Source organism: Actinomadura fulvescens, from assembly GCF_039533225.1.
In the GTDB taxonomy this organism is placed as follows: Bacteria; Actinomycetota; Actinomycetes; order Streptosporangiales; family Streptosporangiaceae; genus Spirillospora; species Spirillospora fulvescens.
In genome coordinates this window covers 1,069,641-1,092,162 of record NZ_BAAATD010000001.1, presented here as the reverse complement: position 1 = coordinate 1,092,162, position 22,522 = coordinate 1,069,641, and the positions used below count along the sequence as shown (strand labels likewise).

Annotated in this window: 19 protein-coding genes; 7 read left to right on the top strand and 12 right to left on the bottom strand. The window is 71.5% G+C overall.

Annotated elements, in window-relative coordinates; genetic code table 11:
* The first annotated feature begins 18 nt into the window (after positions 1-18).
* Both ABD333_RS05135 and trpS read left to right on the top strand, forming a co-directional pair.
* Positions 19-1,236: an SGNH/GDSL hydrolase family protein gene (locus ABD333_RS05135; RefSeq protein WP_344538112.1), complete on the top strand. Its 1,218-nt coding sequence runs from the start codon at positions 19-21 to the stop codon at positions 1,234-1,236.
* A gap of 213 nt (positions 1,237-1,449) precedes the next feature.
* The gene (gene trpS / locus ABD333_RS05130; protein ID WP_344538110.1) at positions 1,450-2,424 is read left to right on the top strand and encodes a tryptophan--tRNA ligase; all 975 of its coding nucleotides are present in this window, start codon (positions 1,450-1,452) and stop codon (positions 2,422-2,424) included.
* 52 nt (positions 2,425-2,476) lie between these two features.
* Here the strand turns inward: trpS and dnaE are convergent, their stop codons facing one another.
* Both dnaE and ABD333_RS05120 read right to left on the bottom strand, forming a co-directional pair.
* Positions 2,477-6,010 carry a DNA polymerase III subunit alpha gene (gene dnaE / locus ABD333_RS05125; RefSeq protein WP_344538108.1) on the bottom strand — a complete coding sequence of 1,178 codons (3,534 nt, stop codon included), beginning with the start codon at positions 6,008-6,010 and terminating at the stop codon, positions 2,477-2,479.
* A gap of 267 nt (positions 6,011-6,277) precedes the next feature.
* On the bottom strand, positions 6,278-7,099 hold the full coding sequence (locus ABD333_RS05120) for an AraC family transcriptional regulator (RefSeq protein WP_344538106.1): 822 nt from the start codon (positions 7,097-7,099) through the stop codon (positions 6,278-6,280).
* A 301-nt stretch (positions 7,100-7,400) separates the two neighbouring features.
* On the opposite strand from ABD333_RS05120, the gene ABD333_RS05115 reads away from it, so the two are divergent.
* The 3 genes from ABD333_RS05115 (at position 7,401) to ABD333_RS05105 (ending at position 8,799) form a co-directional block, all read left to right on the top strand.
* Entirely contained in the window at positions 7,401-7,715 is a 315-nt protein-coding gene (locus tag ABD333_RS05115) for a chorismate mutase (RefSeq protein ID WP_344538104.1), read from the top strand.
* A 71-nt stretch (positions 7,716-7,786) separates the two neighbouring features.
* Positions 7,787-8,494, top strand: coding sequence for an AzlC family ABC transporter permease (locus ABD333_RS05110; protein WP_344538103.1), 708 nt, complete (start codon positions 7,787-7,789; stop codon positions 8,492-8,494).
* The gene (locus ABD333_RS05105) at positions 8,491-8,799 is read left to right on the top strand and encodes an AzlD domain-containing protein (protein ID WP_344538101.1); all 309 of its coding nucleotides are present in this window, start codon (positions 8,491-8,493) and stop codon (positions 8,797-8,799) included. Before ABD333_RS05110 ends, ABD333_RS05105 begins: the two co-directional genes overlap by 4 nt.
* Before the next feature lie 16 nt (positions 8,800-8,815).
* Here ABD333_RS05105 and ABD333_RS05100 read toward each other — a convergent pair whose 3' ends face one another.
* Genes ABD333_RS05100 through ABD333_RS05090 form a run of 3 tightly spaced genes read right to left on the bottom strand, consistent with a single transcriptional unit; the run spans position 8,816 to position 10,868 of the window.
* The gene (locus ABD333_RS05100; RefSeq protein ID WP_344538099.1) at positions 8,816-9,745 is read right to left on the bottom strand and encodes an RluA family pseudouridine synthase; all 930 of its coding nucleotides are present in this window, start codon (positions 9,743-9,745) and stop codon (positions 8,816-8,818) included.
* A complete protein-coding gene (lspA, locus tag ABD333_RS05095) occupies positions 9,745-10,488 on the bottom strand; it encodes a signal peptidase II (protein WP_344538097.1) in 744 nt (247 codons plus the stop codon). The genes ABD333_RS05100 and lspA overlap by 1 nt, the downstream gene beginning before the upstream one ends.
* Positions 10,461-10,868, bottom strand: coding sequence for a TraR/DksA family transcriptional regulator (locus ABD333_RS05090; protein ID WP_344538857.1), 408 nt, complete (start codon positions 10,866-10,868; stop codon positions 10,461-10,463). Before ABD333_RS05090 ends, lspA begins: the two co-directional genes overlap by 28 nt.
* 863 nt (positions 10,869-11,731) lie before the next feature.
* Here ABD333_RS05090 and ileS point away from each other — a divergent pair.
* Positions 11,732-14,899, top strand: coding sequence for an isoleucine--tRNA ligase (ileS, locus tag ABD333_RS05085; protein ID WP_344538095.1), 3,168 nt, complete (start codon positions 11,732-11,734; stop codon positions 14,897-14,899).
* A gap of 103 nt (positions 14,900-15,002) precedes the next feature.
* Positions 15,003-15,728 carry a DUF1707 SHOCT-like domain-containing protein gene (locus tag ABD333_RS05080; protein ID WP_344538094.1) on the top strand — a complete coding sequence of 242 codons (726 nt, stop codon included), beginning with the start codon at positions 15,003-15,005 and terminating at the stop codon, positions 15,726-15,728.
* 19 nt (positions 15,729-15,747) lie between these two features.
* Here ABD333_RS05080 and ABD333_RS05075 read toward each other — a convergent pair whose 3' ends face one another.
* The 7 genes from ABD333_RS05075 to ftsZ all read right to left on the bottom strand — a co-directional run bounded on the left by ABD333_RS05075 (position 15,748) and on the right by ftsZ (position 22,091).
* On the bottom strand, positions 15,748-17,058 hold the full coding sequence (locus ABD333_RS05075; RefSeq protein WP_344538092.1) for a hypothetical protein: 1,311 nt from the start codon (positions 17,056-17,058) through the stop codon (positions 15,748-15,750).
* Between the two features lie 163 nt (positions 17,059-17,221).
* Complete coding sequence (locus ABD333_RS05070) at positions 17,222-18,136, bottom strand: DivIVA domain-containing protein (protein ID WP_344538090.1); 915 nt, start codon at positions 18,134-18,136, stop codon at positions 17,222-17,224.
* 49 nt (positions 18,137-18,185) lie between these two features.
* Positions 18,186-18,470, bottom strand: coding sequence for a YggT family protein (locus ABD333_RS05065; protein ID WP_344538088.1), 285 nt, complete (start codon positions 18,468-18,470; stop codon positions 18,186-18,188).
* A gap of 21 nt (positions 18,471-18,491) precedes the next feature.
* Complete coding sequence (locus ABD333_RS05060) at positions 18,492-19,037, bottom strand: cell division protein SepF (protein WP_344538086.1); 546 nt, start codon at positions 19,035-19,037, stop codon at positions 18,492-18,494.
* A gap of 123 nt (positions 19,038-19,160) precedes the next feature.
* Positions 19,161-19,910 (bottom strand): YggS family pyridoxal phosphate-dependent enzyme, encoded by a 750-nt coding sequence (locus ABD333_RS05055; RefSeq protein ID WP_344538085.1) that lies wholly within the window; start codon positions 19,908-19,910, stop codon positions 19,161-19,163.
* The gene (gene pgeF, locus ABD333_RS05050; RefSeq protein WP_344538083.1) at positions 19,903-20,655 is read right to left on the bottom strand and encodes a peptidoglycan editing factor PgeF; all 753 of its coding nucleotides are present in this window, start codon (positions 20,653-20,655) and stop codon (positions 19,903-19,905) included. Before pgeF ends, ABD333_RS05055 begins: the two co-directional genes overlap by 8 nt.
* Positions 20,652-22,091 (bottom strand): cell division protein FtsZ, encoded by a 1,440-nt coding sequence (gene ftsZ / locus ABD333_RS05045; protein WP_344538082.1) that lies wholly within the window; start codon positions 22,089-22,091, stop codon positions 20,652-20,654. The genes pgeF and ftsZ overlap by 4 nt, the downstream gene beginning before the upstream one ends.
* Positions 22,092-22,522: the final 431 nt, after the last annotated feature.

The following is a 22,522-nucleotide window of genomic DNA, read 5'->3' as shown; positions in this document are numbered from 1 at the left end:
ACGATCCTGGAGGATGCGATGGGGGCGCGACGTCGTGCGGTGCTGGGCGGTGGGGTGTGCCTGGCGGCATCGCTCGCGGTCACGGGTGTCGCGATCGGGAGCGGCGAGCAGCGTGGCCAGGCGGTGCGCAGCGGTGCCGCCGTGCGATGGACGGCCACGTGGTCGGCGTCGATGGGCGGCGCGACCGCCAAGCCGGTCTCCGCGAGTTCTTACACCCTGCGCGACGTGGTGCGCGTGAGCGCGGGCGGATCCGCCGTGCGGATCCGGCTCTCCAACTTCTACGCGCGGCAGAACGCGGTGATCGGCCGTGTCATGGTCGCGCCCGCCCGGCAGGGGGCGCCCGCCGGGAGGTTCGTGCCGGTGACGTTCAACGGGCGGCGGCAGGTGACGATCCCGGCGGGCAAGCACGCGGCGAGCGACGCCGTGCGCCTGCGCGTGGGAGCCGGGGCGGATCTGATCGTGGACACCCATGTCAGGAAGTCGCCCGCCAAGGTCTCGTTCCACGCGACGGGCAAGGCGACGACCCGTGTCGCCCGCGGTGACCACGCGGGCGCCAAGGCCGCAGGCGCGTTCACGGTGTCCAAGACCTCGCGCTACTTCCTCACCGGCGTCGACGTGAGCGGGTCGCGGCGCGTCGTCGTCGCCTTCGGCGACTCCATCACCGACGGGTCGGGATCCACCACCGACCGCGACCGGCGTTACCCGGACCGGCTGGCGGCCCGGCTGCGGGGCCGCCTGGCGGTGACGAACGCGGGCATCGCGGGCAACCGCATGCTCGACGACCAGGTCTCCAGGGGCGCCGGGCTCGCCGGGGTCAGGCGGTTCACCTCCCATGCGCTGGACCAGCAGCCCGGCGTGCGCACGGTGATCTTGCTGCAGGGCGGCAACGACATCACCGGCCGGACCCCGCCGCGTACCGCCGCCGAGATGGTGGCGGGCTACCGGAAGATGGTGGCCGCGGCCCACAAGCGCGGCATCCGCGTGCTGGGAGGCACCATCACCCCGCGTACGGGGGCGAGCGGCCACACCGCGGCGAAGGAGCGGGTGCGCGCCGAGGTCAACCGCCGCATCCGCGCGGGTGGCGTCTTCGACGGCGTCATCGACTTCGACGCGGCCCTGCGCGACCCGGCCAGACCGGCCCGCCTGCGTGCCGCGTACGACAGCGGCGATCACCGTCACCCCAATGACCGCGGCTACGCCGCCATGGCCGCGGCCGTCAATCTCGGTCTGCTCTGACTCGGCCCAGGCGAGAGGGCAGGTGGCCGCGGTCACACGTGCGCTTCTCGCCGGGTGATACCGTTTCATCATGCGGATGAACGGCTGGTGGCGCCCCTGACGGGCGGCACCCTGCTCCGCGTACCTACCACCACCGCGGCCGCCCAGTCGGGCGGCCGTTCGTGTGTGCGCCGTCGTCGGCTGGCCGGCCCCGATCCCCAAGGGAGACAGCCGATGCCACGACGGCTCACGGGATTCACCCCCTCCGGCGACCTGCACCTGGGCAACCACATCGGTGCGATCGGTCCGATCATCTCCGGGCAGACGACCGACGACACGGTCGTGTTCATCTCCGATCTGCACGCCCTGACCTTGGAACACGACCCGGCGCAGGTGCGGCGGCGGACGCTGGAGTTCGCCGGCCTCCTGCTCGCCGCGGGCGCCGACCCTGACGCGTGCCTGTTCCTGGTCCAGTCCCACGTTCCCGAGCACACCGAACTGCACTACCTGCTGGAGTGCGCCACGGGCTTCGGCGAGGCCCAGCGCATGATCCAGTTCAAGGAGAAGTCGAGCCGCCAGGGCCCTGTGCGGCTCTCGCTGCTCACCTACCCGGTGCTGATGGCGGCCGACATCCTGCTCTACGACACCACCGAGGTGCCGGTCGGCGACGACCAGAGCCAGCATGTGGAACTGGCGCGCGACGTGGCGCGGCGGTTCAACGCCCGGTACGGGCCGACGTTCACGCTGCCGCGGGCCGTCAACCCGCCCGTCGCGGCCAGGCTCATGGATCTGGCCTCGCCCGGCTCCAAGATGAGCAAGTCGGCCGCCTCGCCCGCGGGCACGCTGCGGCTGCTGGACGAGCCCGGCGTGCTGCGCCGCAAGATCATGCGCGCGGTCACCGACGGCGGCACCGAGGTGGTGTACGAGCCGGAGCACCATCCCGGCGTGTCCAACCTGCTCACGATCCTGGCCGCCTGCACAGGCGACCGGCCCGAACGGCTGGCAGCACGTTTCACCGGCTATGGCGAGCTCAAGGAGGCCGTGGCCGACGCGGTCATCACCACGCTGGCACCCGTGCGCGAGCGCTATCGCGAACTCGACCCGGACCACGTCCGCCGCGTCCTGCGGGTGGGGGCGGAACGCGCCCGCGAGCTGGCGGCGCCCAAGGTCCGGCAGGCGAGGGAGGCGATCGGCCTGCTGCCACGCTGACCGCGACCGGTGTCAGCCGAGCGCGGCCGGTGTCGGCTGACACCGGCCGGTGTCAGAGGTTGAAGCAGGACGGGCCGAGGAGGTGCTTGAGGTCGCCCATGAGCGCCGGTGAGGGCGCCACCCGGAGCTTGTCGTCGAGGCGGACGACGGTGGTGCGCGGGCCGTTCTGCAGGTGCAGGTGGACCTCGGACGTGCCCGGGTGGGCGGTCAGGACCTCCTTGAGGCTCGCGACGACCGGCGGGGTGCAGCGGCCGATGGGGAGGGTGACCGAGAGGGGGCCGTGGGCGTCGGCGACGGTGAGGTCGGGCTGGGTGACCTCCATCGCGATGATCTTGGCGACGTCCTCGCGGCGGTCGATGCGGCCCTTGACCACCAGGACGGCGTCCTCGGCCAGCAGCGTCGAGCACAGCTGGTAGCTGGACGGGAAGCACATGACCTCGATCGAGCCGCCCAGGTCCTCCAGCTGGAACATCGCCCAGGAGTTGCCCTGCTTGGTGACCTTGCGCTGCAGGCCCGACAGCAGCCCGGCCACGACGGCGACCTGGCCGTCGGGTCCGTCGCCCTCGTTGATGGCGGCGATCGAACGGTCGGCCTCGCGTTCCAGGATGTGCTCGATGCCGAGCAGCGGGTGGTCGGAGACGTAGAGGCCGAGCATCTCGCGCTCGAACGCCAGGAGGGTGGTCTTGTCCCACTCCTCGGCCTCGGGGATGGCGACGGTGAACGCGTTCGGGCCGTCGTCCTCCTCCAGCGCGCCGAACAGGGAGTCCTGGCCGATGGCCTCCTTGCGCTTGATGTCGATGACCGAGTCGATGGCCGGCTCGTGCACCATGAGGATCGCCTTGCGCTGGTGGCCGAGCTCGTCGAAGGCACCGGCCTTGATGAGCGACTCGACGACGCGCTTGTTGCAGACGATCGGCGGGACCTTGTCGAGGAAGTCGTTGAAGTCGGTGTAGGCGCCCTTCTCCTTGCGGGCGGCCACGATGCCCTCGACGACGTTGGTGCCCACGTTGCGGACGGCGGACAGGCCGAAGCGGATCTCGGCGTCGCCCATCGGCGTGAAGTCGGCGTCGGAGGTGTTGACGTCCGGCGGCAGCACCTTGATGCCCATGCGGCGGCACTCGTTGAGGTAGAGCGCGCTCTTGTCCTTGTCGTCGCCGACCGAGGTGAGCAGGGCGGCCATGTACTCGGCCGGGTAATTGGCCTTGAGATAGGCGGTCCAGTAGGAGACCAGGCCGTAGCCCGCGGTGTGCGCCTTGTTGAACGCGTAGTCGGAGAACGGCAGCAGGATGTCCCACAGCGCCTTGATGGCGGCGGCCGAGAAGCCGTTGTCCTGCATGCCCTTCTCGAAGAACTCGAACTGCTTGTCGAGCTCGGCCTTCTTCTTCTTGCCCATGGCGCGGCGGAGCAGGTCGGCGCTGCCGAGCGAGTAGCCCGCGACCTTCTGCGCGATGGCCATGACCTGCTCCTGATAGATGATCAGGCCGTGGGTCGTGCCGAGGATCTCCTTGAGCGGCTCTTCCAGCTCGGGGTGGATCGGGGTGATCTCCTGCTGGCCGTTCTTGCGGAGCGCGTAGTTGGTGTGCGAGTTGGCGCCCATCGGGCCCGGCCGGTAGAGCGCCAGGGCCGCGGAGATGTCCTCGAAGTTGTCGGGCTTCATCAGGCGCAGCAGCGAGCGCATGCCGCCGCCGTCCAGCTGGAAGATGCCGAGCGTGTCACCGCGGGCCAGCAGCTCGTAGGCCTTGCGGTTGTCCAGCGGGAGCTTGAGCAGGTCGAGCTTCTCGCCCTTGTTGGCCTCGATGTAGCGCAGCGCGTCCTGCATGATCGTCAGGTTGCGCAGGCCCAGGAAGTCCATCTTGAGCAGGCCGAGCGTCTCGCAGGTCGGATAGTCGAACTGCGTGATGATCGCGCCGTCCGCGTCCCGGCGCATGATCGGGATGTGGTCGGTGAGCGGCTCGGCGGACATGATGACGCCGGCGGCGTGCACGCCGGTCTGGCGGATCAGGCCCTCCAGGCCCTGCGCCAGGTCCATGATCTGCTTGACGTCGGGCTCTTCCTCGTAGAGCCTGCGCAGCTCGCCGGCCTCGCCGTAGCGCGGGTGCTTGTCGTCGAAGATGCCCGAGAGCGGGATGTCCTTGCCCATGACGGCGGGCGGGAACGCCTTGGAGATGCGGTCGCCCAGCGCGTACGGGAAGCCGAGGACGCGGCCGGCGTCCTTGACGGCGGCCTTGGCCTTGATGGTGCCGAACGTGGCGATCATGGCGACCTTGTCGGCGCCCCACTTCTCGGTGGTGTAGCGGATGGCCTCCGCCCGCCCGGCTTCGTCGAAGTCGACGTCGATGTCGGGCATGGACACACGTTCGGGATTGAGGAACCGCTCGAAGATCAGCCCGTGCGGGATCGGGTCGAGGTCGGTGATGCCCATCGCGTAGGCGACCAGGGAGCCGGCCGCCGAGCCGCGGCCCGGTCCGACGGCGATGCCGTTCTGCTTGGACCACATGATGAAGTCGGCGACGACCAGGAAGTAGGAGGGGAACCCCATCTTGCAGATGATGTCCATCTCGTACTCGGCCTGCTTCTTGTGCTCCTCGTCGTAGCCGTCGGGGAAGCGCCAGTCCATCCCCTTCCAGACTTCCTTGCGGAACCAGCTCTCCTCGGTCTCGCCCTCGGGGACGGGGAACTTGGGCATGAGGTTGTGGTATTCGAACATGCCCTCGGGGTTGACCCGCTCGGCGATGAGCAGCGTGTTCCTGCAGCCCTCGGCCCAGATGTCGGACGAGTCGATCGCCCGCATCTCGTCGGCGGTCTTGAGGTAGTAGCCGCTGCCGTCGAACCGGAACCGGTCGGGGTCGGCGAGCTGCTTGCCGACCTGGACGCACAGGAGCGCGTCGTGCGCGGTGGCCTCGGACTCGTGCGTGTAGTGCGAGTCGTTGGTCACCACGGGCGGGATGCCGAGCTTCTTGCCGATGTCGATGAGGCCCTGGCGGACGCGGCGCTCGATCTCCAGGCCGTGGTCCATCAGCTCCAGGAAGTAGTTGTCCTTGCCGAAGATGTCCTGGAACGTGGCGGCGGCCTTGAGCGCCTCGTCGAACTGGCCCAGCCGCAGCCGGGTCTGGATCTTGCCGGACGGGCAGCCCGTGGTGGCCATCACGCCCTCGGAATGCTCGGCGAGCAGCTCCTCGTCGAGCCGCGCGTACTTGAACACGAAGCCCTCGGTGAACCCGCGGCTGGAGAGCTTGAAGAGGTTGTGCAGGCCGGTCTTGTCACGCGCCCAGAGCGTCTTGTGGTTGATGAGACCGCCGCCGGAGACGTCGTCGCGCTTCTGGCTGGGCTCGCCCCACTGGACCTTCTTCTTGTGGAAGCGCGACTCGGGCGCCATGTAGGCCTCGATGCCGATGATCGGCGTCACCCCGGCGGCGGTGGCCTGCCTGTGGAAGTCGTAGGCGCCGTGCATGTTGCCGTGGTCGGTCATCGCGATCGCGGGCATGCCCTGGCGGCTGACCTCCTCGAACATCTGCTTGAGCCGGGCGGCACCGTCCAGCATGGAGTACTCGGTGTGTACGTGAAGGTGTACGAACGAGTCCGCCATGCTCCGTGCGCCTCCTGGTTGTGCCGTGCCATGTGGCCGTGTCGTGCCGTCTGCCGTGCCGTGCACGCTGCCGCGCACGTGCGGTCGGCACGTGTCGGCGGCATGCGGTCCGGGGGAAGATCGCCGCCCCGGAACGGGCCCGGAACGACGCGGCTCTGAGAGCCTAACCCTCCCCACCGACACCCCGCGCCCCGACACTCCGGATGCCCCTTGGGCCCGTTCTCGACCGTTACGCACGGCATCCGGACGCGTGCCCGGAGTGTCATCTCAGGCGGCGGCGCGGGCCCGCCGGTAGGCGCCCGGCGGGACGCCGACCGTGCGCTTGAAGTGGCGGGTCAGATGCGCCTGGTCGGCGAAGCCCGTCCGCGTGGCGACCTCCGCGGGACGCGTGCCCGCGTCCAGCAGTCTGCGGGCCTCGCGGACGCGGATCTGGTTGAGGTAGGCGTGCGGCGGCAGGCCTGTGGCCGTACGGAATGCCCGGAGCAGGGAGAACGGGCGGGCTCCTACGGCTTCGGCCAGCTCCTCCAGGGACGGCGGGTCCACGAGCCGTTCATGCAGGATGTCCCGGGCAGCGCGTACGGAGGCCGGCATCGCCGAGGCGACCTCTGCCGTGCCCACATATTGGGCGTGGCGCTGCAACATCCCGGCCAGCGCGGACCGCAGCAGGGAGGTGGCCGCGAGCGCGTCGCCGTGCTCGCCGGCGCGGTGCGCGGCGCCCAGCAACCGGGCCGCCGCCGGGTCGTGCAGGACGGTCTCGGGGAAGTTCGGGGTGCCCGAGGGCAGGCCGAGCTCGGCGGCGACGTCGGCGACCAGTTCCACCGCCGGGTACATGCCGCGATAGCCCCAGCCCTCCGGGTGAACGGCCTGGCCGGTGTGCACGGTGTCGGGATTGACCATGACGATCGAGCCGGGCCCGGCGCGCAGCAGGGTGCCGCGATGCTCGAACTCCTCGACCCCGTACTCGATCACGCTGAAGTTGTAGCCCTCGTGGACATGACGTCCGAACCGGTGGGTGATGAAACGGGCGCGCAGGAGATCGACCTCCGGCAGGGCCGGATGCCGCCAGTAGTGTGCCCGTTCTTGACTCATGTCAGGCATCGTAGCGGCCATCCCGTGATCACCTGTCTCAGTCACTGAGACAGGTGGTCCGGTGATTGGCGCGCCCGGCGAACGGGCCCTACGATCGGGATATGCATCGTCGCTATTTCAGGTTTACGCAGCCGGCTCTGGTCGAGCCGGTCGGCGCCGCCTGAGCGACGACCCCGGAGCCGGCACAAGGCAGCGCCCACCCGTCGGGCCCTGCCTTTTCTCATTTCAGAACGCGGCTCCGGGCACGGACGGCACTCTCTGCTCCTGCGCGGACGCCGCCGCGAGAGAGGGAAACCCCGACATGCACGAGCTGATCGACTCCACCGAACCCGCCATCGGCTCCCTGGCCGAGGCGCGCGCCGCCATCGACGAGATCGACGCCGCCCTCGCCGTGCTGCTGGAGCGCCGCACGGCGATCGCCGGGCAGGTGCAGCGCCTCAAGCCGGTGGGCGGCTTCGCGGGGCGCAACCGCGAGCGCGAGCACGAGATCGTCATGGCGATGGCCGCGAAGGCGCCGTCCCTCGGCCCGGAGCGGCTGGCGAAGATCATGAACGCGGTGATCGAGGCGGGCCTGGAGGTCGCCGAGCAACGCCGCGCCGCCCGGGACGGCTCCTGACGGCTCCTGACGGCCCGCCGGCGCAAGAACGTTCAAGACCGGTTCCGACCTGCCCGAATACGGTCACCGGCATGATCTTTACGGACTCCGCGACGGCCCGTTCCGCCGCCGTGCGCGACGGGCTCGGGGTGGGTCTGGCCGTCGGCGTCTCCGGGGTCGCCTTCGGCGCGGCCGCGGTCACCGCCGGGTTGTCGGTGGCCCAGGCGTGCGTGCTCAGCCTGCTGACGTTCAGCGGCGCGTCCCAGTTCGCCCTGGCGGGGGTGATCGGCGGCGGTGGCGGGCTGGTGGCCGGCACGCTCGGCGCCGTCCTGCTGGGCGGCCGCAACGCGTTGTACGGCCTGCGCCTGGCGGAGCTGCTGGGCGTACGGGGATGGCGGCGGCTCCTGACCGCCCACGGAGTCATCGACGAGTCGACGGCGGTCGCCACCGCCCAGCCCGACCGCGCGTCGGCTCGCACCGGCTTCCACGTCACCGCGATCAGCCTCTACCTGGCCTGGAACCTCAGCACCCTGGCAGGTGCCGTGGGCGCCTCCAGGCTGGGCGACCCGGACACCTTCGGGCTCGACGCCCTCGGACCCGCGGTCTTCCTCGCCCTGCTCTGGCCCCGGCTGACGGCGGGCCGCACGGAGATCAAGGTCGCGGCCGCCGCCGCGGTGCTCGCGATCGCCGCCACTCCCCTGCTGCCGCCGGGCGTCCCGGTGATGCTGGCCGCCGCGGCGGCACTGCTCGGCCTTCTGCCCGGCCGCCGGGAAGCCCCGGACGGAGGGGCGCCGGCGTGAACGTGTGGATCGCGGTGATCGCGACCGGGCTGGGGTGTTACGCGCTCAAGCTCGGCGGCCTGGTCACGCCGCAGCGGGTGCTCGACGACCCGCGGGTGCGCAGGTTCACCGAGCTGGTGCCCGTGGCGCTGCTGAGCGCTCTGATCGCGGTCCAGGCCCTGGCCGACGGCCGGGGCCTGGAGTTCGACGGCCCCCGGATGGCGGGCCTCGGCGCGGCGGTCGCGGCCCTGCTGCTGCGCGCCCCGTTCCTCGTGGTGCTCGCGGTCGCCGCCGGGGTCGCCGCCGGGGCCCGCCTGCTGCTCTGAACGGCGCTCCCTGGGCTCAGGACTCGGCGGCGACGATCTCCAGGGCACGGGCCAGGTCATCCGGGTATGGGCTCTCGAATTCGACCCGTTCACCCCGGGTCGGATGCTCGAACCCGAGCCGTACCGCGTGCAGCCACTGGCGGGTCAGCCCCAGCCGGGCCGCCAGCGTCGGGTCGGCCCCGTAGGCGAGGTCTCCCACGCACGGGTGCCTGATGGCCGACATGTGTACCCGGATCTGGTGCGTACGACCCGTTTCCAAGTTGATGTCCAGGAGCGTGGCTGCGCGGTAGGCCTCGACCGTGTCGTAGTGCGTCACGGACGGCTTGCCGCCCGCGACCACGGCGAACCGGCCGTCCCCGGAGGGATGCCGGTCGATCGGCGCGTCCACGGTGCCGCGGAACGGGTCCGGATGGCCCTGCACCAGCGCCTGGTAGCGCTTGTCGACGGTGCGTTCCTTGAACGCGCGCTTGAGCCGTGAGTAGGCGACCTCGCTCTTGGCCACCACCATCGCCCCGGTGGTGTTGGCGTCGAGCCGGTGCACGATGCCCTGGCGTTCGGCCGCGCCGCTGGTGGCGATGGTGTGCCCGGCGCCGAGGAGCCCGCCGAGGACGGTGGGACCCGTCCAGCCGGTGGTCGGGTGGGCCGCGACGCCGATGGGCTTGTTGACCACCACGATGTCGTCGTCCTCGTACAGGATCCCCATGCCCGGCACCGGCTCGGCGACCGGAGCGGGCGCGGCGGGCGGCGGTGGCAGGGTCACCTCCAGCCAGGCCCCGCCGTGGACCCGGTCGGACTTGGCCACTTCCCTGCCGTCGACGAGAACGTCACCGGCGGCGATGATGTCGGCGGCGCGGGCCCGGGAGAGGCCGAACAACCGCGCCAGCGCGGCGTCCACCCGTTCCCCCTCCAGGCCGTCGGGGACCGGGAGGCTGCGAACGTCGGGCATCAGGACTTCTCTTCCGGTGTCGCCTCGGCCTCCGGGGCCGCCGTCCGCCCGATCTGGCCATCGACCTGGCCATCGACCTGGCCGCCGACCTGGCCGTCGGGCGCGGGCTCGACGTCGCCCTTGGCCTCGGAATCGTCCTTCTGGCCGTCGTCGCCGTCGCCGTCGTCCTTCTCGCGCTTGTCGTCCTCCAGCCGGGTGCCGTCGAGCTGGAGGCCCCGCGAGGCCAGCAGGACGGCGAGCACGCCGCCGCAGACGATCGCCGAGTCGGCGAGGTTGAAGACCGGCCAGTGCGGCAGCTCGATCCAGTCCACGACGTGGCCCTTGAGCGGGGCGGGCGCCCGCAGCATCCGGTCGATCAGGTTGCCGACCGCCCCGCCGAGCAGCAGACCCAGGCAGATCGCCCAGGGGAGGCTGCGCAGGTTGCGGGCGGTGCGCAGGATGGCGACGACCACCCCGCACGCGATCACGGTGAAGATGATCGTGTAGCCGGTCCCGATGGAGAACGCGGCGCCGCTGTTGCGCGTCTCGCGCAGGGTCAGCAGGCCGCCCAGCAGTTCGACCGGCTCCCGGTCCTGCAGGGTCGCGACGACGATGACCTTGGAGATCACGTCGAGGGCCAGCGCGGTCAGCGCGACCAGGACCAGGACGCCGATGCGGCGCGGCCGAGGGGATCCCGCAGATCCCTCGGCCGCGCCCTTGGTTTCGGTGTTGTCGCTCAGCGACGTTCCTCGCGTTGTTTGCATGTCACACATAGGGTCGCACGCGGAAAGGCCTGCAAGCGCCCCTTGCCGATCGGCCTGCCGCATGATTCGCAGACGCCGTACGTGCCGGCGTCCATCCGTTCGATCGCCCGCTCGTTCTGGGCGAGCAGGTCGCGCGCGTTGTTGACGAGAGCCATCTCGTGCTCGCGCTCGTAGGTCTTGGCGCCCGCGTCGGTCAGGTCGTCGCCCGCGCCGTCGGTCGCGTCGCCCGCGGCGATCTGCGTCGCGGCGGCGGCGATCTCCTCGCGCAGCGCGACGATCTCCGTTGCCAGCTCCGACCGGACCTCGGCGAGCTCCCGCTCGGTCCAGCGGTCCTCGCCCTCGCGGACCGGGAGCGTCGCGGCCTCGGCCGGTGCCGTCACGGCGGCCGGTGCCGCGGCCGTGGCGCTCTCGGCATCCGGATTGGGCACGCGCTTCGCCGTGTCCGCCTTGCCCTTGGCCGCTCCGCGCTTGGCGGCGGCGGCCGACTTGGCCGCAGGAGCCTTCGCGGCGGATGTCTTCGTGGCCGGAGCCTTGGTGGCCGGGGCCTTCTTGTCCGAGGTCTTCTTGGCCGGGGCCTTCTTGGCGGCGGCCTTTTTGGCCGGGGATCGTTTCCCCTGACCCGGCCCCTTGGACGGCGTCGTGCCGTTCCCCGCGCCGGCCATGTCGGCCCCCCTCGCGCTGATCTCCTCGACAGGCAGTGCGGGCAGCATAAGTCCCCTTTCGCGGCACGGCAAACAACGGTCGGTCGGCACCAAGTGACCTTGGCCGACTACACGCGGCATATGCCCAGTGACGGCCGGACGAGAACCCATGGGGAGGTCGATCTCTGGAGTGACCTGCGCCACACCGGCCACCGGAGTCCCCGGCCGGCGCTTATCGGGAAGAGTTCGCCGCCCAGGTGCGTTAAGGTCGCAGCGAGCAGTCTCATCGGCACGGCGATGATGGGGACAACTGCCGCCGCAAGCAGCCATGAGCGATCCGGGGACGGTGTGAGCCCGGAGGCGGGCCCGGCGGTCTGATCACCCCTGAGCCGCCGGAAGAACCGCCCCGGACGCCGTCCACGGCAATTCGGGGCAAAGTAGACCCGGCCGCCCGAGACTCGAACGAAGCGGGCCGTACCGACTCGGATGACCGGGTTCGACACGGCCAAGGAGGGTGGTACCGCGGGGCCCCGCCAGGGCGTCTCGTCCCTCCGGACTGCTGCAGGCACATGGTCATGCGTCGATCCGGAGGTAGAACCCACGTGAGCCGTCAGTTCCGGCCCCTGCCCGCGCAGGTGGACCTGCCCGCCCTGGAGCGGGACATGCTGCGCCGCTGGCAGGACAGCAAGGTCTTCGAGCGGTCGCTCGAGCGCACCGAGTCCGGGCCGCGCTGGGTGTTCTACGAGGGCCCGCCCACCGCCAACGGCATGCCCGGCGTCCACCACGTCGAGGCCCGCGTCTTCAAGGACGTCTTCCCGCGCTTCAAGACCATGAAGGGCTTCCACGTCCCCCGCAAGGCCGGCTGGGACTGCCACGGCCTGCCCGTCGAGGTGGCCGTGGAGAAGGAGCTCGGCCTCACCGGCAAGAAGGACATCGAGGCCTACGGCGTCGCCGAGTTCAACGCGCGCTGCCGCGAGTCGGTGCTCCGGCACGTCGACGCGTTCGAGGAGATGACCGAGCGGATGGGCTACTGGGTCGACATGTCCCAGGCCTACCGCACCATGGACCCCGAGTACGTCGAGGCCGTCTGGTGGTCGCTCAAGACCGTCTTCGACAAGGGCCTGCTGTTCCGCGACTTCCGCATCACGCCGTACTGCCCGCGCTGCGGCACCGGCCTGTCCGACCACGAGCTCGGCCAGCCGGGCGGCTACGAGACGATCACCAGCCCGTCGGTGTACGTGCGGATGCCGGTCACCGCCGGTCCGCTCGCCGAGCTGGGCGCGGCCCTGCTGATCTGGACCACGACGCCGTGGACGCTGGTCTCCAACACCGCCGTCGCCGTCCACCCCGACGTGACCTACGTCGCCGCGCGGCCGGCCGGCTCGGACGAGGTGCTCGTCGTCGCCGAGCCGCTGCTGGAGCAGGTGCTGGGCGACGACGCCGAACGCCTCGCCACGTTCCAGGGCCGCGAGCTGGAGCGCACGCCGTACGCGCGCCCGTTCGACCTCGTCGACATCCCTGACGCGCACTACGTGGTGCTCGGCGACTACGTCACCGTCGAGGACGGCACCGGTCTCGTCCACCAGGCGCCCGCGTTCGGGGCCGACGACATGGCCGTCTGCAAGGCCTACGGCATGCCGGTCGTCAACCCGGTCGGCCCGGACGGGAGGTTCCTGCCCGAGGTGCCGCTCGTCGGCGGCGTGTTCTTCAAGGACGCCGACGAACGGCTCACCGACGACCTCACGGGACGCGGCCTGCTCTTCCGCGGCGGCCACTTCGACCACAGCTACCCGCACTGCTGGCGCTGCCACACTCCGCTGCTCTACTACGCGCTCCCCGCCTGGTACATCCGGACCACGCAGCTCAAGGACCGGCTGCTCGCCGAGAACGAGAAGACCAACTGGTTCCCCGAGACGGTGAAGGAAGGCCGGTACGGGGAGTGGCTGCGCAACAACGTCGACTGGTCGCTGTCGCGCAGCCGCTACTGGGGCACGCCGCTGCCGCTGTGGGTGTGCGGTGAGGACGACGACCACATCACGTGCGTCGGCTCCCTCAAGGAGCTGGGCGAGCTGGCCGGGCAGGACCTCGACAAGCTCGATCCCCACCGGCCGTACGTGGACGACGTGACCATCCCCTGCCGCGAGTGCGGCGCCGAGGCGCGCCGCGTGCCCGACGTGATCGACGTCTGGTACGACTCGGGCTCGATGCCGTTCGCCCAGTGGGGCGCGCCGCACCGCAACAAGGAGATCTTCGACGAGTCCTACCCGGCCCAGTACATCTGCGAGGCGATCGACCAGACCCGCGGCTGGTTCTACTCGCTGATGGCGGTCGGCACGCTCGTCTTCGACCGCTCGTCGTACGAGAACGTCCTGTGCCTGGGACTGATCCTCGCCGAGGACGGCCGCAAGATGAGCAAGCACCTCGGCAACGTGCTGCGGCCCATCCCGCTGATGGACCAGCACGGGGCCGACGCGCTGCGCTGGTACATGCTGGCCAGCGGCCTCCCGTGGGCCTCCCGCAAGATCGGCCACAACGCGCTGGAGGAGGTCGTCCGCAAGGTCCTGCTCACGTACTGGAACACGGCGTCGTTCTTCGTGCTCTACGCCAACGCCGCGGCCGCCCAGGGCCAGGCCTGGACGCCGGAGCGCCGCGCCGAGGCCCCGGCGCCCGCCGACCGCCCGCTGCTGGACCGCTGGGCCCTGGCCGAGCTCCACCGCACGGTCAAGGAGGTCGACGCAGCCCTGGAGGAGTTCGACACCGCCCGCGCCGGACGCCGCCTGGCCGAGTTCGTCGACGACCTGTCCAACTGGTACGTGCGGCGCTCGCGCCGGCGCTTCTGGGACGGCGACGACGCCGCGTTCGCCACGCTCTACGAGTGCCTGGAGACCCTGACCCGCCTGATGGCGCCCATGATCCCGTTCGTCACCGACCACGTCTGGGACGTGATCCGGCCCGCCGACGCCCCCGAGTCGGTCCACCTCACCGACTGGCCCGCCGTGAACGAGGACCTCCTCGACCCGGCCCTCACGACCCGGATGGCCCTCGTCCGGCGGCTGGTGGAGCTCGGCCGCTCGGCCCGCGCCGCCAGCGGCGTGCGCACCCGCCAGCCGCTCGGCCGTGCCCTCGTGGGCGCGCCCGGGTGGCGCGACCTGCCCGCGGAGCTGCGCACCCAGATCTCCGAGGAGCTCAACGTGCTGGCGTTCGAGGAGCTCTCCTCGATCGGCGGCGACCTGGTGGAGTACGAGGTGAAGCCGAACTTCCGCGAGCTCGGCAAGCGCTACGCCAAGGACACCCCCAAGGTCGCCAAGGCCGTCACCACCGCCGATCCGACGCGGCTGGTCAGCGGGCTGCGCGCCGACGGCACGGTCACCCTGGACACCGAGATCGGGGCCCAGACGCTCTCCGCCGACGACGTGATCGTCACCGAGCGGCCCCGTACCGGCTGGGCCGTGGAGAGCGCCGCGGGCGAGACCGTCGCCCTCGACCTGGAGCTGACGCCCGAGCTCCGCCGCGCGGGCCTGGCCCGTGAGGCGGTCCGCCTGATCCAGGAAGGCCGCAAGTCGAGCGGCCTGGAGGTCACCGACCGCATCGAGCTCTGGTGGCGGGCCACCGGGAACGACCTCGCCGAGGCCCTCCGCGCCCACGCCGCCGAGATCGGCGGCGAGGTCCTGGCCGAGTCCGTCCAGGAGGGCCACCGGGACGACGAGGCCGGCCTCACCGCCCACCGCGACGACGAACTGGGCCTGAGCTTCTGGCTCCGCAAGATCTAGGTACCTCACCGGCGCATCCGGGTCAGGCGTTCACCTGACCTGGATGCGACATTTCCGGCGTGGGTCTTTTTCGAGACACATCGCGTTTGAGATGATGGCGCGCGTGAAAGAGTCCGAGAACCTCCGCGCGTCCGACGCCGACCGCGACCAGGTCGCCGACCGGCTGCGCGAGGCCCTCGCCGAGGGCCGCATCACGCCGGCGGAGCACGCCGAGCGCATCGACGTGGTCTACCAGGCCAAGACCTACGCCGACCTGGAGCCGGTCGTGCGGGACCTCCCCGGTGAGGCCGACCCGCCGGTCCGCCTCACCAAGGACCCGGCCGAGCCGCCGCCCGTCCTGCCGCCGGTGCCGCAGTCGACCAGCATCGTGGCGGTCTTCGCGGGCGCCGACCGCCGCGGCCGCTGGCTCGTCGAACCGCAGACCAACGTCAGCTGCGTCTTCGGCGGGGTGGAGCTCGACTTCCGCCAGGCCGTGCTCTCGCAGCGCGAGGTGACCGTCCACGTCACCTGTGTCTTCGGCGGCGTCGAGATCACGGTGCCGCCCGGGGTGCGCGTCATCAACTCCAACTCGGCGGTCTTCGGCGGCGTGGACCTCCCCGAGGACGACGATCTCGCCCATGACGCCCCGGTCATCCGGCTGACCGGTATCACGCTCTTCGGCGGCATCAGCGTCCACCGCCGCGAGCCCGGCAAGAAGCGCGGCCGCAAGGCGGCCCGCGAGCTGCATCGCGAAATGCACGAGCGGCACCGCGAGCTTCACCACGGCCGCAGGGAACGCCTCCGCGAGCTCCGGGAGGCCCGCCGCGCCACCCGCCGCGAACGCTCCTGACCGGCGCGGCCGGGACGGCTCAGTCCCGGGCGTGCTCCTTGTCGGGCTGGCAGACCAGGCAGGGGGTGCAGCCGCGGGCCTTGGCCTCGGCGCGGGAGAGCGCCTCAAGGTCGTCGGCCTCGTCGCCGATGTCCTCGATCAGGGCGCAGTCGGTGCGGTGGTAACGCTTGGTGCCGCTGAGAATCCGGACCTGCGGGCCGTCGCCGGACTCGGTGGACGGGCGCGGTCCGGGCGGGGTGCTCCGGTCCGCCGTGCCCGCGTCCTTGGGCGCCTCGGGCGCCTCGGGGGCGGCGGGCGTGGTGGGGGCGGCGGGACGGTCGGTCACCGGCGGCTCGGACGGCGCCGGGCGCTGCTCCGGCTTGGGCCGGCTCACCTGCGGTGCGGGAGCGGGCCAGGCGGAGGGGAGGCCGGGCGCGGGGTCCGCGGGCTTTTCGGCGGACGTGAAGGCGCTCGGCTCGGCGTTGGGGGGCGCCGGATCCGCGGGCCTGGGCGCGGCGGGCGCGGGCGACGGGGACGCGGCGGGCGCCGGAGGCGCGGCGGACGCGGACGGGCGCGGAGCCGTGGGCGGAGGCACCGGGGCCGCCGCCGGAGTGGACGGCGGGGTCGTCGGCGGCTTCGCCGGGGCTGCCGGGGTCGTCGGCGGCTTCGCCGGGGCGGTCGGGCCCGTCGGGCCGGCCGAGGCAGTCGGGCTCGTCGGGCTCGTGGGGGTCGCCGGGGCCGTCGACGGCTTGGCCGGGCCCGTCTTGGGCGGGGTGCGGGGCAGCTCGGCCGTCTTGGACTTGCCCTCTGCGGAGGCCGCCGGAACCGAGACCGCGGCGCGCGCCGCCAGTGCGGTGTCGGGCAGGCAGGCCGTGCAGGGGCTGAAGCCCTCTTCCTTGGCCTCGGCGTAGGTCAGCTCTTCCTTGTCACGACCGGCGAGCTGACGGCAGGTGTCGAGGTGGTAGCGCTTGCGGCCACGCACCACGAACACCACGGCCTCGTCCGGGACCTTGGCCGGAGGGGCGGGGATGGTGACCTCGTCGGTGGCGGGCTCGTCCTTGGCGGGAGCCGACTTGGCCCGCGGTGGAGAGGGCTTCTTGGTGCCCTTGACCTTCTTGCTCTTGCTCTTGGCCGCGGACGGCGCCGCGCCGGCGCCGAACAGCTCCCTGCGCCGCAAAAACACCCCGAGGGCGAGACACAGCGCGGACACGATGCTGACGGCGATCGAGATGTAGATCACCACCAGCGCGTCCAGCCCGAAGACCTGTGCACTCTCTCCGTTGCCGGCCACGATGCCCGCGACCAGCAGGGCGATGGCGACGACGACGAGGACGCCACTCAGGATGATCAAGGGTCTCTCCCCCTCTAACAGGCGCGCGCTCCGAGCCGCCTGTTTCCGTTGACAGGCCCGGAGGCGACCACCGACGTTCCGGAACGCCGAACGCCGCCGGGATGGCTACGGTGCCATCCGCGGCGCGGCGATCGGAAAGACACTATCGCCTGCGCGATGCGCCTCAGCGCCTCTCGTGCGGCGGGTTGTCGCCTGCGTGGAACGCGCCGGTGGCCGAGTGCTGGACCTGCTGGCCGTGCTGAGCGGGCTCCGCGGGCGGCGGGAACGGCGACGGGCCGGTCGCGGCCCCACCGGCGGTGCCATTGCGGTTTTCGGCGTGCGGGATGGCGTTCTGCGGGCCGGTCTGCGTGCCCGGCTGGACGCTCTGGCCGCCGGGAACGGGCGGGAAGCCGCCTGCCTCGGTGCTGCCGGCCTCCAGGTCGCGCAGCTGACCCTCCAGGTAGACCTTGAGGCGGCTGCGGTACTCGCGTTCGAAGGCGCGCAGGTTGTCGACCTCGCGTTCGAGCTCCTCACGCTGCTGCACGAGGGAACCCATGACCTGGCGGTGCCGCTCCTGGGCGTCGCGGTCGAGGGCCTCGGCGCGCGAGCGGGCCTCGCTGACGATCTGGTCGGCCTGGCGGCGGGCCTTGCCGAGGATCTCCTCGGCCTCGCGGCGGGCGCGGCCGAGCGTCTCGTCGGCCTCGCGGCGGGCGTCGGCGATCGCCTGGTCGGCGGTCTGCTGCGCCAGCGCGAGCACGCGCGCCGCGGTGTCCATGTTGTCCTCGCCGGACGGGGCGGCCATGCCGAGGCCCCCCAGGGCGGGCTCGGGCTCGGGCTGCGGCTGCGGCTCGGGCCGGGGCGGCTCGGGGATCTTGGCGACGTCGGGCTTGGGCTCCACGATCGGGGCGGCCATCGCGGGGACCTTGCCGCGCAGGCACTCGGCCAGCTTCGCGCGCAGCTCCTCGTTCTCCTGGATGAGGCGGTCGAGCTCGGCCTCGACCTCGTCGAGGAAAGCGTCCACCTCCTCCTCGTCGTACCCCGGCCTCAGCCTGGTGGTACTGAACTGCTTGTTCCGCACATCGGCGGGTGTCAGCGGCATGTTCGTCTCCTTGGCGCGCTTGGAGTCTGTCCCAAAGGACGGTATCCGATCAGAGCTCCTGCACGAAGATGATCATGACCCAGACCACAAGGATGAGGACCGTGAAGCTGAGGTCGAGTGCCACGTTACCCAGACGTATGGGTGGGATGAAACGTCTCAGGAGCTTCAGTGGCGGATCGGTGACGGTGTAGGTCGCCTCGGCGATCACCAGCACCACCCCCGTGGGACGCCATGAACGCGCGAACGACTGCAGGACTTCGAGGATCAACCTCCCGATGAGGAAGAGGAGGAAGAAATAGAGCAGTGCGCTCAGCACGGTTCCAACGATTGTCACGGACACTCTCGCATGTGGCTGTCAGCTTTGGTTGAAGAATCCTCGTTCTGCCATCCGGGCCTTGTCCTCGGCCGTCACCTCCACGTTGGCGGGCGACAGGAGGAACACCTTGTTCGTAACACGCTCGATGCTCCCATGCAGGCCGAATACGAGACCTGCCGCGAAGTCGACCAGACGCTTGGCGTCGCTGTCGACCATCTCGGTCAGGTTCATGATCACCGGCGTTCCCTCACGGAAATGCTCCCCGATGGTCCTCGCCTCGTTGTAGGTCCTTGGATGCAGCGTAGTGATACGTGCAAGGTCTGTGGTACCCGACTCGTAGAGCGCTACCGACCGCTGCCCGGGGGTCGACGGAACGTGATGATCACGGTCCCGGTCCGCGCCGTCCTCGGCTCGGGTAAGCTGCCCGGCGGACTCGTCGTCGCGCAGCCGGCTCTGCCGCCCCGCGCCCGGGTCGGCCTCGTCGTCGTAGACCTCGTACTCGTCATAGTCGTCGTACTTGGCGTCGTAACGGTCGTCCTCCACAAGGCCGAGGTAGACCGCCATCTTGCGCATCGCGCTGGCCATATGCCCCTCCGTCGTCCTGTGGGCCCCGGCGCCCCGGCACCGCGATCGGACCGATCCGACCGGCCCGGAGGCGACCCCGGGCCAGTGTGGCCTGCCGTTTCGGCAGGTACCACTGGGGGGACATTACCTGACGATTGCCCGTCGGCCGCCGAGCAACGCCGTACCGACACGTACGTGTGTCGCGCCACATGTGATCGCGGCCTCCAGATCACCGCTCATCCCCGCCGAGATGACCCTTGCCTCCGGGTGCGATTGCCGTACCTGCGCCGCGATCCCGGCCAGTCGCGCGAACGCCTCCGCCGGATCGCCGCCCAGCGGCGCGACCGCCATGACACCGCCCAGGTCCAGGGCCTCGGCGCCTGCGATCTCGTCGGCCAGCGTGCGCACGTCGCCGGGCGCCGCCCCGCCCCGGCCCTCCTGGTCGTCGAGCGACACCTGGACGAGGCAGCGCAACCGCCGTCCGGCCCGGACGGCCGCCCGGTCCAGCGCGGTGACCAGCTTGGAGCGATCCACCGACTGCACGACCCCGGCGTACGACGCCACCGAACGAACCTTGTTGGTCTGCAGCTGACCCACGAAATGCCAGGTCAGCGGGAGGTCCTGGCAGGCCGCGGCCTTGGGGGCGGCGTCCTGGTCGCGGTTCTCGGCGACGTCGGCGAGGCCGAGCCCGGACAGCAGCCGCACGTCCGACGCAGGGAACGTCTTGGTCACCGCGACCAGCGTGATCTCGCCTGCGTCGCGGCCCGCGGCGGCGCAGGCGGCCTCGATGCGCTTGCGGACCTCTGCCAGGTTGGCCGCCAGCTCATCCCGGCGGCTTCCGGCCGCCGTCCCGTCCGCGCCGACCTCGGTGATCTTGCCGTCGGACTCAGTCATCGCCGTCCTTGAGCCAGACATATCCGGCGAACCTCCCGGTCCGGCCCTCTCGCCGGTACGAGAAGAGCCCGCCGTTCTCGATCGTGCACCGGGGATCGATCCGGACGTCGGTCACCCCGGCGGCGGCGAGCTGCGCGGCGATCCCCGCCCGGATGTCGAGCCCGGGGGTGCCGGCCGCCGTGGTGGCGTACGCCTCGGGCACGGCCTCGGCCACCCGGTCGCGCATCTCGGCGGGCACCTCGTAGCAGCCGCCGCACGCCGCCGGGCCGATCGCCGCGCGGATGCGGGCGGGATCGGCGCCCTTGCCGCACATGTGCTCGACCAGTGCCGGGACCACCCCGGCCGCCGTCCCGGGACGGCCCGAATGCGCGGCGCCGACGACGCCCGCGACAGGGTCGGCCAGCAGGACCGGCGCGCAGTCGGCGACGAGGACCGCCAGGGCCAGGCCCGGCTCCGTCGTCACGATCGCGTCCACCGGCGGGATCTCGTCGCGGCCGGTGTCCGGGGAGGCGGAGCCGGAGACGATCGCGACGTCGGCGCCGTGCACCTGGCGCATCCAGACGGTGCGCGCCGGGTCGATGCCGAGGGCGGCGGCGGCGCGTTCCCGGTTGGCACGCACGGAGGCGGCGTCGTCTCCGACGGCGCCGCCCAGGTTGAGAGAGTCGTAGGGGGCCTGGCTCACGCCGCCCGCGCGTGCGGTGAACGCCGCGCCGACATCCGCGCCGAGCCCGGCGTTCGTGATCACTTGAGGAAGTCGGGGACGTCGAGATCGTCGTCCTCGTCGAACACGACCGGGCGCCGGCGCTGGCCGCCGGCCCCGCCCGAGCCGCTCTCGCTGTCACCCGCGTGCACCCGCGCCGGGGGGGCGGGCTCGGCCGACGGGCGCGGGACCGGGGGACGGGGGGTCTGCTCGGCGTCGTCGGCCGGCGTGCCCGAACCGCCGGGCGCCGACGGCGACTCCTCGCGCGGGCGCCCGTCGCCGCTCTGCTGCGGACGTTCGGACTCGGGGCGCGGCGGGGCCGGCGCGGGGGGCGCCGGCGGCGCCGGGGCCGAGGCGGGCGCGGTCGCCGCCTGGGCGACGCTCTGCCCGGCCGGCTGGCCCGCGGCCTCCGAACGCCCCACCTTGCTGGGGATCGGGTTGGCCGGAACCGACGGGGGCGGAGGCGGGGGGACCGGCCGAGGCGGCGGGGGCGGGACCCGCTTGGCCTCAGGTTCAGGCGCCGGTTTGGCAGGTCGCCCCTCGTCAAAACCCGCCGCGATCACCGTCACCCGGACCTCGTCGCCGAGCGCGTCGTCGATGACGGCGCCGAAGATGATGTTGGCGTCCGGCGCGGCGGCGTTCGACACCAGCTGCGCCGCCTCGTTGATCTCGAACAGGCCCAGATCGGACCCGCCGGAGATCGACAGGAGCACGCCGTGCGCACCGTCGATGCTCGCCTCCAGCAGCGGGCTGGAGATCGCCATCTCGGCGGCGGCCACGCTGCGGTCGTCACCGCGGGCCGAGCCGATGCCCATGAGCGCCGAGCCGGCACCGGACATGACCGACTTGACGTCGGCGAAGTCCAGGTTGATCAGGCCCGGGGTGGTGATCAGGTCGGTGATGCCCTGCACACCGGAGAGGAGCACCTGGTCGGCTGCCTTGAACGCGTCCAGCACGCTGACCTGCCGATCGGAGATCGACAGCAGCCGGTCGTTGGGGATCACGATGAGGGTGTCGACCTCGTCGCGCAGGGTCTCGATGCCGGCCTCGGCCTGCATGGCCCGGCGCTTGCCCTCGAAGCTGAACGGGCGGGTGACCACGCCGATCGTCAGCGCGCCCAGCGAGCGCGCGATGTTGGCGACCACGGGCGCGCCGCCGGTGCCGGTGCCGCCGCCCTCCCCGGCCGTCACGAACACCATGTCGGCGCCCTTGAGGACCTCTTCGATCTCCTCTCGATGGTCCTCGGCGGCCTTGCGGCCCACGTCCGGGTTGGCCCCGGCGCCGAGGCCGCGGGTGAGCTCGCGCCCCACGTCCAGCTTCACGTCGGCGTCACTCATCAGCAGCGCCTGGGCGTCAGTGTTGATCGCGATGAACTCGACGCCCTTGAGTCCCTCCTCGATCATCCGGTTGACGGCATTGACGCCGCCGCCGCCGATACCGACGACTTTGATGACCGCGAGGTAATTCTGCGGTGCTGCCACGACGAGGGGCCTTTCCGCTCGCTCTATCCAACCGGCCGGCCCGGATTCCGTGCCGCTGCCATGTTCCTGACCTGGTCTTGCTCTGGTACGGATCGGGGCGGCGCGATGGCCACCTCAACCCTCACCCTCAACTTGAGGCTTACAGTTATGTCAACCTGAGGACTGATACGGACAGTAGGGCGGGCTTACCGCCAGGGTCAACTAACCTCCCGCCAACTGCACCGGCGTGTCGCAGTGCGCGCCAGTTGCCCTGGTTGGCGAACCAAGGGCGACACGCCCCGCCTGGACCCTTGCCCGGCCGCTCTTTCAGCGGGCGGGCAGCGCTCGACTTTTCCGCAACTCCTCCTCCCCACGACGTCGCACCTCATTCTCCTGCCGGCGCGGCGGTCGCACACCCGTCTTCGGCACGTGCGGCCGCGCTTGCGTCAAGC

Bases quoted from the DNA above. Each gene is read 5' to 3' on its own strand.
- ABD333_RS05135 (WP_344538112.1), top strand. From the start codon at position 19: ATGGGGGCGCGACGTCGTGCGGTGCTGGGCGGTGGGGTGTGCCTGGCG.
- trpS (WP_344538110.1), top strand. From the start codon at position 1,450: ATGCCACGACGGCTCACGGGATTCACCCCCTCCGGCGACCTGCACCTG.
- dnaE (WP_344538108.1), bottom strand. From the start codon at position 6,010: ATGGCGGACTCGTTCGTACACCTTCACGTACACACCGAGTACTCCATG.
- ABD333_RS05120 (WP_344538106.1), bottom strand. From the start codon at position 7,099: ATGAGTCAAGAACGGGCACACTACTGGCGGCATCCGGCCCTGCCGGAG.
- ABD333_RS05115 (WP_344538104.1), top strand. From the start codon at position 7,401: ATGCACGAGCTGATCGACTCCACCGAACCCGCCATCGGCTCCCTGGCC.
- ABD333_RS05110 (WP_344538103.1), top strand. From the start codon at position 7,787: ATGATCTTTACGGACTCCGCGACGGCCCGTTCCGCCGCCGTGCGCGAC.
- ABD333_RS05100 (WP_344538099.1), bottom strand. From the start codon at position 9,745: ATGCCCGACGTTCGCAGCCTCCCGGTCCCCGACGGCCTGGAGGGGGAA.
- lspA (WP_344538097.1), bottom strand. From the start codon at position 10,488: ATGCAAACAACGCGAGGAACGTCGCTGAGCGACAACACCGAAACCAAG.
- ABD333_RS05070 (WP_344538090.1), bottom strand. From the start codon at position 18,136: ATGCCGCTGACACCCGCCGATGTGCGGAACAAGCAGTTCAGTACCACC.
- ABD333_RS05060 (WP_344538086.1), bottom strand. From the start codon at position 19,037: ATGGCCAGCGCGATGCGCAAGATGGCGGTCTACCTCGGCCTTGTGGAG.
- ABD333_RS05055 (WP_344538085.1), bottom strand. From the start codon at position 19,910: ATGACTGAGTCCGACGGCAAGATCACCGAGGTCGGCGCGGACGGGACG.